This window comes from Nitrospira sp. BLG_1, from assembly GCF_047338595.1.
Classification (GTDB): Bacteria; Nitrospirota; Nitrospiria; order Nitrospirales; family Nitrospiraceae; genus Nitrospira_D.
Map to the genome: position 1 here is coordinate 1 of NZ_JBLFBO010000053.1, position 14,136 is coordinate 14,136.

Sequence of the window (14,136 nt, forward strand, 5' to 3'; positions counted from 1 at the left end):
AAGAAGGAAACGGTCAGGAAGTGTAAACCGCAACACAACCGATCAAGCCGAGAGGGCCGCCGCCTGAACCAGTTACACACCTATTGACATGACCTCCATGACATGGGCGCAGATATATTATCTTCTGAAGCCGGCTATCCCTTGGGCCATCAGAGTACGAGCCCGACGTTTGCTTGCCAACCGTCTGCGGAAGAAGTTCAACGACTCCTGGCCAGTATTGCCGTCTGCAGCTCGACCGCCTGAGGGCTGGCCTGGGTGGCCGAATGGCAAGCGATTTGCGTTTATTGTGACCCATGACGTCGAGGGGGCGCGCGGGTTAGCACGGTGCCGGAAACTGGCAGGTCTGGACAAAGCATTGGGTATCCGCACCGCGTTCAACTTCGTGCCGGAAGGGGAGTATCAGGTTCCCGACTTATTGCGGGCCGATTTAGAACACGACGGTTTTGAAGTCGGTGTCCATGACCTATATCACGATGGATCGCTCTATCGCTCATCACAGCACTTTGAGAAGCAAGCTCTGAGAATCAATCAGTATCTCAAAATGTGGGGCGCATCGGGCTTCCGGTCTGGCTACATGCTCCATAACCTCGATTGGCTTCATGGACTCGACATACTCTATGATGCTTCAACCTTCGATACGGATCCGTTCGAGCCGCAACCGGATAGAGTCGGGACCATTTTCCCGTTTTGGATTCAACCCAACGGCTCACGCGGCTATGTTGAATTGCCCTATACACTTCCGCAGGACTCCACATTGTTTCTCGTCATGAAGGAAACGACAATTGACCTCTGGACGAAGAAGCTAGATTGGGTGGCTTCGCATGGTGGGATGGCTTTGGTCACTGTACATCCGGACTACATGTCCTTTGGTGGCAGACCGAATTCCTCGGAGTATCCGGTTGATCTATATGAACGACTTCTGAAGTACGTCATAACTCGGTACGGGGATACCTGCTGGTATGCCCTTCCGCGTGAGGTTGCAGCCTTTGCTGCGCAGATCAAGCCTCGACTGGATCAGCATGCGAGCTGTTTGAATTCACCAAATAGCAACGATAGACGGGCATAAGCCCCACACAGAGCCAGTTCACAGGGATCAGCATCAGCGATCCGCACCCAGGCAACCATTTCGGCGACACGTTTTACACCTGACCGATTCGTAAGCTCTTCATCGCAAAGATCGGTCTCAGTTCTCTACTCTCCCAACCAGTGGACTGAAGCATCCTAAGGTAGGTGGCCGTTGTTAGGAGAATGGATGAGAGGCGCGAAGTACTCCAGTTCAGTGGGGGTGTACCAGGAAGGAAGCTTCCGTAACCTCGTTCTTGGCGAGTCCAAGCGTTCGGAACGATTGGGTCATCTCTGTCGAGTCTTGCTCGTCTATCGCACAAACCCACAAGGGCTTGTCATACCCCTAGGAGACGTGCTTGCCGACAAGGCGATCTCTCTGCTGTCCCGCAATTGTCGTGACACTGATTATGTCGGCTGGTATCGACAAGGTCGCATCGTTGGTATTCTCATGACGACACTTCAACGAGACTCCGCCGTTCATGGGTGCAAAACACTACAAGCTCGTTTGCTAGATCGCTTGTCTGGTGTCTTCTCACCTACGAATGTTCATTCGCTTCAGATGCATGGACTGGATCCTGGTGAGCTCACGACATTCAATCCGTTGAATTACCCTCCTTCGTGTCCTGTTTCAGAAAATCAGGCTTTGTAATCTCTTTTAACCCTCTTTCAAGGAGTGTGACTATGTTACGTCTCGGCGTAATTGGGTATGGGTATTGGGGACCGAATGTGGTTCGAAACTTCCGTGGGCACCACGACTGCCAGGTCGTCACAGTCTGCGACAAGTCTCCTTCGGCATTGACTCGTGTGATGGCGGCGCATCCCGGCATTGGTGTGACGACGAACCCGGATGCCGTGCTTGTCGCTGCGGATATCGATGCGGTGGCGATCGTGACGCCGGTGTCGTATCACTACGAGCTGGCCAAGAAAGCGCTTGAGAATGGGAAGCATGTATTCGTGGAAAAACCCTTTACCGCAACCTCCGCTGAAGCCGAAGATCTCATTGAGATTGCGGATCGCCGGGGACTCCAGATCATGGTGGACCATACCTTTCTCTTCACCGGAGCCGTCAGAAAAATCAAACAACTGATTGATGAGGGCACGTTGGGTCGCCTCTATTATTATGATTCGACACGCGTGAATTTGGGGCTGTTTCAACACGACGTAAATGTGCTCTGGGACCTTGCGCCGCATGACTTGTCGATTATGGACTACCTAATCGGGACCGAGCCAGAACTGGTCGTGGCAACCGGGGGAGCCCACGTAAACAATCTCGAAAACATCGCCTACCTAACCGTATATTTCCCGGACAATGTTCTGGCGCATATCAACGTGAATTGGCTGTCACCGGTTAAAATGCGGACGACGCTGGTCGGTGGTCAAAAACGCATGCTGGTCTGGAATGATCTTGATCTGGCAGAAAAGCTGCGCGTCTATGACAAAGGTGCCGACATCACAAATCAAACCGGAATGCACGCGGCCTTAGTCAGTTACAGAACCGGTGATATGCACGCGCCAAAAATCGAAGAAGCTGAAGCACTGAAGGTAGAAAGTCGGTATTTCTTGGACTGCATCATGAATAAGATAAGACCAATCAACGACGGAGTGGCGGGGCTGCGAGTCGTACGTATTCTCGAGGCGGCGGAACAGTCCTTGAATCAGCATAGGGAAATTGTGCTGGCATGAAACATCGTACGACGGAGATAGAGCCGATTAAAGACGATTGGATAGTTATGCGTGATGACAGCAATGGAACGGAGCCGTATCCCATGCTGTTAGAGGAACAATTCTTCAAGCAGGCGATCATGCGAGAACGAAAGCGTGCCGATCGTTCTGGGCTTGCCATGGTAATGGTGTTGGTCGAACTACCACAATGTTCAATGGAGCGGAAGGTAAGCGGCAACACCGCTGTGATGAATGCGTTGTCGGTTCTCACATCGGATGTGGGTATTCTGGGTTGGTTCACACCGCCGTACGTCATCGGTTTGATCATGCCTGATATTGATCCTGCCGACGTAGGGGGGGCTTGTGATCGGATCAAAAGCACAGTCAAGAGCGCAGTCACGCCTCAGAGTAATGATGGGCTCGCACGACGGATCTCGATCAAGTTACTGGTGTATCCGGAGCCAACCGTATCAAGCGGTGCGCAAGTGCCTTCTCCGGATTTGGCGCTGTATCCAGAATTATCGACGGATCACGTATCCATCTCAAAGTTCCAGGTACTCAAGCGAGGTATGGATATTGTACTTAGTTCAATGCTATTACTTCTTTTCTTGCCGGTGTTTGCTTTCATCGCTGTGTTTGTAAAGCTGTCGTCACCCGGGCCAGTGTTTTTCAAGCAGATACGGGTGGGGCATCTGATGAAGCCCTTCACGATGTACAAGTTTCGGTCAATGCATGCCACGGCAGATCATTCGGTTCATCATGATTACGTGAGCTGGTTCATCTCCGCCAGCGGTCAGGCCCAAGCGGAAGAGAACCCGACCGTCTTCAAGCTCACGAATGATACCAGGATCACACCCATCGGCCGGCTTCTTCGCAGAACTAGTCTTGATGAGCTACCCCAGTTCTGGAATGTGCTGATCGGTGACATGTCCCTGGTGGGTCCACGGCCTCCGCTCCCGTACGAATTACAACAATACAAGCCGTGGCATAGAAGTCGTGTGTTAGAGGCCAAGCCTGGTATCACCGGTCTCTGGCAAGTGGTAGGTCGGAGCCGCACGACCTTCGACGAAATGGTGCGCCTCGACTTACGGTACGCCAGGACCATGTCCCTGTGGTCCGACATCAAGATTTTACTAACGACACCAGCCGCGATGATCACCGGGAAGGGGGCCTGTTGACAAAATGTGTAGGCTTGGACTCTTTTAGGTTTTCCTCGTACCGGTCGTCACCGCCTCGATAAGACCGACACTGCCATCAAGGATCTGAAGTACATCGTCTTCTACGACCACCTCCTCGTGAAGCATAAGTCTACAGACCTTGTTATGGGAAAAGAGGTGTGAGATGAGTGAATTTGGGGTTAGGTTGAAGACTATCAGGAAGGACCGAAAGAAGTTCGTGCTGGGACTTAATCTAGTTCTGGTCGGCATTATCTTCGTAGGGTTGTCAGTTATCTGCAACGTTCAGGGATGTAGCAGGGACTCATCTTCTCCCAGAGTACCAGTTAGTTCACCTCCTGTCGCGGCCCCACAACCTGCCTTCCCTCTCTTCGTTTCGACCAATCATCGGTATTTGCAGGATCAGAATGGCGTGCCATTTCCTATCCTAGGTAGAACGGCCTGGTTCATTACATCGCTTTCGGAAGTGGAGTATAAACTGTTTATCGACGACACACTGGCTAAAGGGTTTAATGCCATCGAGCTTCATGTTATTAACCACGACGATCGCGGCAATAATGAACCTTTTGGTGGAAATGCCGAGTTGCCATTCATGACAACATTAGACGGGCACCTTTGGAATGGGTCGCTTTTTTACCATGATATTACGAAGGAGGCCCCAGACTTCTCGCTACCCAATGAGGCTTATTGGAGACACATTGATGCGATTGTGACCTACGCTGAGTCCAAAGGACTTCTTTGTTTTTTATTTCCAGCTTATGCGGGAAATGGAGGTGGGGCTGAAGGTTGGATGGCTGAGATGACCGCTAACGGGGACACTCGCATGACGATCTATGGTAGTTTTATCGCAAACCGATATAAGACTCAGCGCAATATCGTTTGGATGCTAGGCGGGGACTACGGGAGTTTTGTAAGGCCGGGTGAGCTCGATGCAGAACTTGCTATGCTCAAGGGGATACAGAGTGTCCAAGGACAAAGCAAAAACATTTCGGCTGAGTGGAGCTCAGAGTCGATCTATACTGACCAAGCTGACCCAGAACTTCGAGCGGTTGGCTCTCTTCAGGGAGCATACAGTTTTAGAGGAGACGTTAATACATTTGCTCAAAAAGGGTACAAGTTTTTTCCTGAAATGCCAACGTTTCTCCTTGAGGAACCATATGACCAAGAAGGACCTGATGGCAACGAGGCTAACCCATTATATGCAATCCAGCCTGTCCGCCGCTTTCAGTGGTGGGGGTGGTTATCCGGGATCGGTGGCTATATTTCAGGCAACGGTTGTGTGTGGCCATTCAACCCTCCAAAGCTCTTGTCGATTTCATTCTGTTCTGATGGCTGGCAGGCGCATCTAAATACACAGGGTGCGCAGGACATGGCGCGGCTCAATGCCTTTGTTCGATCCATTGCTTGGCACAACCTCGTCCCATCCGGGCTCGGGGGGATGAAGACGATTGTGACTGCTGGGGGCTCGCAGCCGAATCTCCCAGACTATATCGCTGCAGCGGCCTCGCCAGATGGCACGTTGATGGTCGCCTATGTACCGCCTGATCATTCCGGGGCAATTACTATTGATTTGACAACGATGAGCGGTCAGGCACGAGCTCGCTGGTTCAATCCAACTACAGCTGTGTACACACTGATTGGCACATTTGCAAACACCGGCGCTCAGGACTTTATTCCGCCTGGAAATAACGGCACTGGCTTTACCGACTGGGTTTTGCTCTTAGAGAAACAGTAAAGCGAGCGATTGGTATTAGGCACTTGTCCAATTCCCTTCGAGTGATGCCGCAGTGAGAAGTAAGCAGAGTATGGTCCCAACGGCAAGCACATGGGATCCGGGATTAGTCATCCGTCGTAGTTTTTGGATGGGCTTGAGTCTAATACTTCTGTTACTCCTTGGCTGCGGGTCTGATGGCAAGCAAGGATCAACAATTTCTTCGGGCTCTACCCCCACCGGAGCGATGGTCAGCTTGGCTTGGGACCCTGTCAATGATTCAAGTGTAATTGGCTATTACATTCATTATGGAAAACAGTCTCCCAACCGTCTAGGCTCCTGCGCGTACGATCAAGAACAGTTCGTTTCCTCCCAACAATCCTCCCACCAAGGAACTGTGGCCGACTTAGACAGAGGATTGACCTACTACTTTGCAGTGAGCGCCTATAATGGACTTGAAAGTCACTGTTCAAATGAGGTCTTCATCCGTACTCCATTGCTAGACTGTTGCCCCTCCTGGGGATGGTGGCGCGAGGTGGTCAGCTTACGCTACGCCTGGAACGAAGAAGTGGCTCCGGTTAGTTGGACAGTCTTTGCCAGTTCATAGGTGGTGCCTGGCAGTTGAGGCCTACGCAGCGGCAAGCTGTGTGGGCCGGTTTCCCCAATACACCCGATCGGGCGTGTGTCCGTCAAGCGCCCGATGGGGGCGCTGCTGGTTATAGAACTTGAGATAGCGCGCCACGCCCTGGTTCACGGCACTCACGGTCTCGTAGGCACGTAGATACACTTTTTCATATTTGAGACTCCGCCACAGGCGTTCAACCAACACGTTGTTCCGTCAGCTACCACGGCCACCCATGCTTATCTTGATACCATGATCTTTCAGTAAGCCTGTGAATTCCAGGCTGGTGAACTGACAGCCTTGATCGGTGTTGAAGATCTCAGGACAGCCATACTGAGTGATCGCCTCCCGCACCGCGTCGAGGCAAAAGTCCGTGGTCAGCGTATTGGAGAGCCGCCAGGCGAACACTCGGCGACTCGCCCAATCCAGGATTACACAAAGATAGACGAAGCCGCATTGCATCGGGATGTCGGTAATATCGGTAGCCCACACGTGGTTCGGACGGGTGATCGCCAGGTCTCGAAGGAGATAGGGGTAGACCTGATGGGCCGGATGCCGCCGACTGAGATGCGGTTTTCGATACAAGGCATCAATCCCCAGGCGACGCATCAGGGTGGCCACCTGACGGCGACCAATGGCGCAGCCCTCCTGCTGCAAGAGATCACGCAGCATCCGCGCCCCGGCAAAGGGATATTGCAGATGCAGCTCATCAATCCGTCGCATCAGCGCAAGCACCGTCTCTGATACCGGCGTTGGCCGGTACTAGGCGGTCGATCGGGCCAGGTTCAGCAGGTGGCATTGCCGCCGCACAGGTAATGGATGGGTGCGATCGATCATGGCTTTGCGCTCCGCAAGCCGGCCTTGGTGAGCGCCCCTTCTCAAACATCATTCTTCAGGGTCAATTGCCCAATCTTCGCGTGCAGCGTCTTGAGATCCGGGGTATCTGATGGTGGTTTGGGCCCGCCAAACACATCTACGGCCCGGGCCAGCAGTTGCTGCTTCCATTCGGTGATCTGGGTGGGATGGACACTCAATGGTTCGGCCAATGTCTTGTCGCCTTTGACGGCGGCCAGGGCCACCTGCGCCTTGAACGTCGCTCCGTGATTCCGTCTCGTTCGTTTCATTGCCTCGCTCCTTTGGTTCACCACAACTTGGTGGTTTTCGTGAAGCCAAGGTTACCACTTATCACACTGTCCGAATTTCCGGAGCCCCCTCTCATCCGTGAAAGAGCCTCATTCTGACAAAAACGGACTGAGCTTAGGACATCAGGCGGCTTCGTCTGTCGTACTTCCTGACCTGGAGCTCCTGAGCCACCCCTTGCCCTGGCGACAGGGGCAGCGGAACGCTCTTGCCCTTCTGGCATTCGCGGGTTTATGCGCTTGGTTTTGGGCGCCGCTCGTGAAACTTTTCACCCTTACCTTGGAAAACACACATTTCGACTACGTATTATTGATTCCGGCGCTGACATGTTATTTGTTGTTTATGAATCGAACGACCATTCTGACTTCCCACGCATGGAGTCCGACGGTCGGCCTGTTGGTCATGGCTGGTGGATCGGTCTGCTATTGGTTCGCTATAGGACAGGACTGGACACAGGATCGACTAGCTGTGGAGATTTTGACCTTTGTGGTGATGTGCTGGGGGCTGTTTCTCTTTGGTTTTGGAGTTGGGTGTTTTCGAAAGGATTTGTTTGCACTGGTGATGCTCCTCTTCATGGTTCCTTTGCCTACTGTTTTCCTGGACGCAATAACCAATTTCCTACAGCGCAGTTCTGCTGATGCGGTGGATGTACTTTTCTTAATCCTCGACATCCCTGTCGTTCGTGAGAGGTTCATCTTCACGCTCTCGAATTTTTCCATATTCATTTCCGAGGAATGCAGCGGGGTCCGCTCCTTTCTTGCACTCATCATCACCAGTCTGGTCGCCGGTCACTGGTTTTTGACCTCAGGGTGGTCTAAGACCGCGTTAGTCGTAGTTGTCGTTCCACTGGCCATCATCAAGAATGCCTTCCGTATCGTCGGCTTGGCACTTCTGGCCAACTACGTCGACCCCATCTTCATTACGGATAGCGCTCTCCACCGAAGTGGTGGCATCCCACTCTTTCTGTTCTCGCTGGTCGTGCTCTTTAGTATCGTCCTAATTCTTCGACGATATGAACGCCGTCCAGATTCCATGATGATTCAGTGAGGAAATGGCATGGTCGAACAGGAAGGATACAACACGATTACATCCCGTACGGTTCGCCTCCTTGACCCACTCACAGATCCTCGGTGGCCTAGGTTTGTTGAACAACATCCCGCCGCATCGGTTTTTCATACTCGTGGGTGGTTGCGCACCTTGCAAACGACGTATGGCTATGAACCGCTGGCTGTCACCACCTCGATACCCACCGAACGGTTAACGAACGCGCTCTTGTTTTGTGTCGTGCGAAGTTGGGTAACCGGTGACCGGGTGGTTTCCTTACCGTTCACGGATCACTGCGAACCGCTTGTCGAACATATTGCGCAACTGCAGACCCTTAGCACTCATCTCGAAATACTCCGAAGAACACAGGGTTGGAGATATGTCGAAATGCGAACCAGTGGTACCGTTCTCGGTTCCGAGGAGAGCTTTAGGGAGTGTAGCGTTTATCAGTGGCATAGACTCGATCTTCGGCCAAATCTCGACGAGCTGTACGGAAGCTTTCATAGGGATTGCATCAGACGGAGAATTCGTCATGCAGAACGTCAGTCTTTGAGGTATGAAGAGGGACGGAGCGAATCTCTGGTGCGATCATTTTATGCTCTCATCGTACAGACCAGGTCTCGTCAGTATCTTCCACCACAGCCGTTCGAATGGTTTCACAATCTTGTTGCGCACATGGGAGAGAATGTCTGTCTTCGGGTCGCCTTCACCCAGGATCGGCCTGTTGCGGGAATTTTAACCATGAATTATGGGAAAACAGTGTATTACAAGTATGGCGGCTCCGACGCGGAGTTTCACCATCTCGGGGCGACTCCTATGCTTTTTTGGAGAACCATTCAAGCTGCGAAAGCGTCCGGCAGGGAACTCCTGGATTTCGGTCGGTCAGATAGTGAGAATCGCGGACTGATCAGGTTCAAGGAACGTTGGGGGGCACAGAGTGTGCGGCTTACTCTGTGGCGTAGTCCTATTCATGAGGGCTCTCCCGCTCTCGAACGTCTCAAGACGCGCCTGGCAAAAGCCGTTTGTGCTTCAGTTCCTTTCAAAATGTTGGTCTTCGCTGGCCGGCTTATGTATCGCCATGTCGCCTGAGCAATAAGTCGCAAGTTGCAATGGCCGCAGCAAACATTTAGCTGGCGACAGTCCCTTCCCTGGATTGCCCTTCCTAAATCCAGCTAAATCGGGCGAGAGGCTCTTACCGTTCTGGGTCGCCCCGTGATTTAAAACAAAGAACCAGTACTGCCATGACCACACGTCCTACATTGCTACTCGTCACGCCTGATGCCGCTATTTGCGATCAGATGAGGTGGGCGTTTACCTCGGACTACGAGCTCTTCGAGGTATCGGATCGCACGGCTGCACTCTTGCATGTTCGGCAAGCTACGCCACCGGTGGTGGTACTGGACTTGAGATTGCTTTCCACTGATGTCTCGACCACCGAACCGTTGGCGTTCCTGCAAGAGTTGCTTCGACTCAATCCGAACGCCAAGGTCATTGTTATCTTGGACAATTCTGATCAAGCGACTATCATCGCTGCGTTCGAAAGTGGCGCGTATGACGTTCTTGAATTGCCGGTGAAGCTTGACGTGCTGAAGGTGGTCTTGCAGCGGGCCACATATCTCTTTAACTTGGAACGGGAGAAACGGGCCATTCGGGAGCAGGCTGTTGCAACTGAGTTTGAAGGTCTTGTTGGGAAGAGCGAGCCTATGCAGAATCTGTACAGTATGATTCGTCGCGTCGGGCCGACTGATGTCCCGGTTCTCATCACTGGAGAGAGCGGGACGGGGAAGGAACTTGTTGCTCGCGCACTTCACCGGCTGAGTGCGCGCAAAGAGGCGCCCTTTATCGCGATTAATTGCGGCGCAATCCCGGAGACATTGCTGGAGAGTGAGCTCTTTGGGTATGAGAAGGGATCTTTCACGGGTGCGACCCAGCAGAAGAAGGGTCGGATCGAATCCGCCCAAGGAGGCACACTTTTTCTGGATGAAATCGGAGATATCCCGCTTAACTTGCAGGTCAAGTTGCTACGCTTTTTACAAGATCATGAAATGCATCGTTTGGGGGGAAGGGAGAATATCAAAGTCGATGTTCGAGTGTTTGCTGCGACGAATGTTGATCTGCAAGCGGCAATCAACGGTGGTCGATTTAGAGAAGACTTGTTTTACAGGCTTAGTGTTCTGACCATTCCGATTCCTTGCCTGAGGGTAAGAGGATCGGATATTCCTCTCCTCGCGAACATGTTCTTAATGAAGTTTGCATCAGTACACAAAAAACCTCTGAAAGGGTTTACACTGCAGGCGATTGAATTGTTGAGGGCTCACCATTGGCCTGGAAATGTCAGGGAGCTAGAAAGCAGAGTCCTGCGGGCGGTGGTGATGGCAGAAGGCAAATACATCACTCCTGAAACCTTGGGGTTCCCTGCCAGCTTCTCTGTTGAACCAGATTCTCCAACGCTCCGTGGCGCGCGCGATATTCGAGAAAAAGAGATCGTCCAGCGGGCGCTGGAAAAGGCCGATGGTAATGTGTCCAAGGCAGCGGTTGAATTAGGAATCAGCCGTCCTACGCTCTACCAGTTGCTTGCTCGGTATCGATTACGACTACCGAAACGGACAGATGAACTCGAAAACCAAGAGACGTAGAGAAGTTCTGAATGTGTAAATTATATTTACATATGATTAAATTCATAGGACTTCGAAATAATTGAATATTTTGTTTTGTTTTATTCGCTGATGAAAATTAATTGTAAATATATTTTACGATCAATATTTGATGAATGATAAATCATACATAAAGTGTGAGTGCTTTCGCACACTTATAACACAGTACGATTCAGGAACAGGGTTTGCTGGGTATTCTACCTCGTAATGCATGGTTTGCAATTTGTTCCTGCTAGGAACATGGAGGAGTAACAAAAATATGAGCATACGAGAAAAAGTACTTTGCGCCTATTTTCTAGGGACTGCAATATTGCTCACAGGGGTATCTGGGAATGTGGCGATGGCTCAGACAACCACTACCCTGACCTATGAAAGCACGAGTCTTGATAGTTTTGCACGTAAGCCCAAGCCCAAGCCCAAGCCTGTGTCCGTCCCTGAGCCAGCATCAGCCATTCTATTGAGTGCTGGGTTAGTTGGACTGAGAGTCTTGAATCGGAATTCAAGAAGAGGATAGACCGTATTGGGGGGACAATCGGTCTGGTTTAATTGATTGACGAATGTATTGTATTCCGGCTTCCTACGATGACTGTTACCTAACGTCATTCCGTGCTTGCACTACTTATTGAAGTTGTTGGTCATTGCTTTCCGTCCATTATACTACAGGACTATCAAGCTGAAATCCTTGATGCTGATCCGATTCAAACCCCGACCTCATCTAGGGGCCGTGTTACTTGTTCAGAGTTCCCTGTTCCGCGAACAATTACCTCCTCCCTCTATATTCCCCGCTCTTCGGCATACCTTCATCATGCTGGTTTAAGGTTGGATGGAGCCATCCCTTGAGGAAACCCTCGACGGCTGCCCAGCAGTTTAACCCATTGAAGCGATGGATACCTAGGTGCCTCTAGAAGAGAAAGACGAGCATGCCTAATACAAGACGTTTCCAGTCAATGTTCCTCTCTATAATCCTCATTATCCTTCTCTATCCTGGTGTTGAATTATTATTCTCATCATCCGCACAGGCTCAGACATTTAGTGACCCTGGATTCTCATCCGAAGTCGTCACGACACTCCCTCAGTTCCTGCCTGTCGGGGTCACATGGGCTAATGACGGACGAATGTTCATTTGGCAGCGAAACGGCGTGATTAGGATATACAAGAATGGTCAGTTATTGCCGACACCGTTCCTTGATATCAGCGCGAACGTCAATACGTATGACGATCGAGGGATGCTTGGCTTAGCCTTACATCCGAACTTTGCCGTGAATGGATATGTCTATGTGATTTATGTTCGCGAAGACGGTGGCAATCCTAATGACTCAAGCCCAAAAATCGAACGGCTCTCCCGATTTATCGCGAATGCCCAAAATCCCGACGTCGCACTGACTAATAGTGAAACGGTCATCATGACGATCCCCAACAATTTCCATCACCATGAGAACGGGACCCTACGATTCGGATCAGACGGCAGACTCTTCGTAGGACATGGAGAGGACACCACTGCGGGAGGGGTCGATGGAGATGCACTCGTCGCGCAGGACCTCAACGACCCACGTGGGAAAATTTTGCGCATCACGGAAGATGGAAACGCACCAGGGGACAATCCCTTCGACGATGGGACCAATTCGATTAGGTCGAAAATTTACTCTTATGGTCTTCGGAATCCCTTTCGTTTCACGCTCCACCCAGTCTCTGGAGAACCTTATATTGGCGATGTTGGCTGGAATACCTGGGAAGAATTCGGTAGGGGCCGTGGGAAAAACTTTGGCTGGCCCTGCTATGAAGGGGACAATCCTCAACCAGACTATCAAAATGCTTTCCCAACCCAATGTGCTCCCCTGACAACCAATGTCGTCACTGCGCCGCTTATTTCATATCCTCACCCTGGTGTTCCAGGGTCTGGAAGCGCCCCGTTTGTCGGCAATTCTGCCATCGGTGGACCATTTTATACGGCAACGGTATACCCTGAGGTCTATCGAAACACATGGTTCATCACGGACTACGCGGCGGGCTGGGTAAGACGGATGACTTTTGATCAGGCCGATAACATGACTGGTACAGTCCCTTTTGCCACGGGACTAAATGGTCCAGTTGATATGGAGCTAGGGCCTGACGGCCTGCTGTACTATGTGGAGATCAATACCGGCCGCGTAATGCGGGTTCGTTATAATGGGCCAACTGCAATAGCCACAGCTACACCGTCGTATGGATATTCAGCCCTTACAGTCAATTTCTCCAGTGCGGGATCAACTGGTCCGAATGGGACATCCTTGTCATATCTGTGGGACTTCGGAGACGGTCAAACATCGACTGTAGCCAATCCGTCCCATACCTATACTTCGAGTACGGTTAGGACATTCACCGCTACATTGACTGTTACAACCACCACGAATCAGAGTTCATCCGCGAGGGTCAAGGTCACTGTGGGAAGTGTGCCACCCAACTCTCCGACCATTCAGGCTCCCATTGATGGCACTGGTGTCTTACCTGGACAAACTGTGGTGTATCAGGGATCTGCAACCGATCCGGATGATGGAACGATTCCCACCAGTGGGCTCAAGTGGACAATTCTTTTGCACCACAACGATCACACTCACACACAAGTCTTCACGACCGGTTCAACAGGCTCAGTCGCCATTCAATATCATGGCATTGGAACGTACTCCTATGAATTTCAACTGAGCGCAACAGATTCCAGTGGCTTGAGCCGCACCACCAGCGTAAATTTACCCGTCCTCAGCGACACGACACCACCGTCTAGCCCTTCAGGGCTAGCTGCTACGGCCATTAGCTCATCACAGGTGAATTTGGCCTGGACGGCCTCTACGGATAATTCAGGATCGGTCGGATATCTAGTGGAGCGGTGCCAGGGGATGGGCTGTACGAACTTTGTACAGATCGCCAGTGTAGGTGCGACCAGTTACGGCGATACCGGCTTATTGGCAAACACCAACTATAACTATCGTGTTCGTGCAACGGATAGCAGTGGGAATCAGAGTCTAAATTCTGCAACCATTTCTGCCACCACGGGGGGTAGCGGTGGGGGCGGGGGAGCGGGGCTAGTGA

Annotated in this window: 10 protein-coding genes and 1 pseudogene; 10 read left to right on the forward strand and 1 reads right to left on the reverse strand. The window is 51.6% G+C overall.

What is annotated here, in order from left to right; translation table 11 throughout:
• The first annotated feature begins 97 nt into the window (after positions 1-97).
• The 6 genes from ACMTNU_RS18425 (at position 98) to ACMTNU_RS18450 (ending at position 6,220) form a co-directional block, all read left to right on the forward strand.
• A complete protein-coding gene (locus ACMTNU_RS18425) occupies positions 98-1,066 on the forward strand; it encodes a hypothetical protein (protein ID WP_413936763.1) in 969 nt (322 codons plus the stop codon).
• A gap of 186 nt (positions 1,067-1,252) precedes the next feature.
• Positions 1,253-1,714 (forward strand): hypothetical protein, encoded by a 462-nt coding sequence (locus tag ACMTNU_RS18430; protein WP_413936764.1) that lies wholly within the window; start codon positions 1,253-1,255, stop codon positions 1,712-1,714.
• 32 nt (positions 1,715-1,746) lie between these two features.
• Positions 1,747-2,748 (forward strand): Gfo/Idh/MocA family protein, encoded by a 1,002-nt coding sequence (locus ACMTNU_RS18435; protein WP_413936765.1) that lies wholly within the window; start codon positions 1,747-1,749, stop codon positions 2,746-2,748.
• A complete protein-coding gene (locus tag ACMTNU_RS18440) occupies positions 2,745-3,905 on the forward strand; it encodes a sugar transferase (RefSeq protein ID WP_413936766.1) in 1,161 nt (386 codons plus the stop codon). Before ACMTNU_RS18435 ends, ACMTNU_RS18440 begins: the two co-directional genes overlap by 4 nt.
• 163 nt (positions 3,906-4,068) lie before the next feature.
• Entirely contained in the window at positions 4,069-5,637 is a 1,569-nt protein-coding gene (locus tag ACMTNU_RS18445; protein WP_413936767.1) for a DUF4038 domain-containing protein, read from the forward strand.
• 223 nt (positions 5,638-5,860) lie between these two features.
• Positions 5,861-6,220 carry a fibronectin type III domain-containing protein gene (locus tag ACMTNU_RS18450; protein ID WP_413936771.1) on the forward strand — a complete coding sequence of 120 codons (360 nt, stop codon included), beginning with the start codon at positions 5,861-5,863 and terminating at the stop codon, positions 6,218-6,220.
• 21 nt (positions 6,221-6,241) lie between these two features.
• Here ACMTNU_RS18450 and ACMTNU_RS18455 read toward each other — a convergent pair.
• Positions 6,242-7,359 (reverse strand): annotated as a pseudogene (locus ACMTNU_RS18455) (IS3 family transposase).
• Between the two features lie 97 nt (positions 7,360-7,456).
• On the opposite strand from ACMTNU_RS18455, the gene ACMTNU_RS18460 reads away from it, so the two are divergent.
• The 4 genes from ACMTNU_RS18460 to ACMTNU_RS18475 all read left to right on the forward strand — a co-directional run.
• Complete coding sequence (locus tag ACMTNU_RS18460; protein WP_413936768.1) at positions 7,457-8,422, forward strand: exosortase/archaeosortase family protein; 966 nt, start codon at positions 7,457-7,459, stop codon at positions 8,420-8,422.
• Positions 8,423-8,806: 384 nt separating this feature from the next.
• Positions 8,807-9,508, forward strand: coding sequence for a GNAT family N-acetyltransferase (locus ACMTNU_RS18465; protein WP_413936772.1), 702 nt, complete (start codon positions 8,807-8,809; stop codon positions 9,506-9,508).
• Positions 9,509-9,660: 152 nt separating this feature from the next.
• Positions 9,661-11,055 (forward strand): PEP-CTERM-box response regulator transcription factor, encoded by a 1,395-nt coding sequence (gene prsR, locus ACMTNU_RS18470; RefSeq protein ID WP_413936769.1) that lies wholly within the window; start codon positions 9,661-9,663, stop codon positions 11,053-11,055.
• Between the two features lie 965 nt (positions 11,056-12,020).
• The coding region (locus ACMTNU_RS18475; RefSeq protein ID WP_413936770.1) for a PQQ-dependent sugar dehydrogenase at positions 12,021-14,136 on the forward strand (2,116 nt) is incomplete at its 3' end.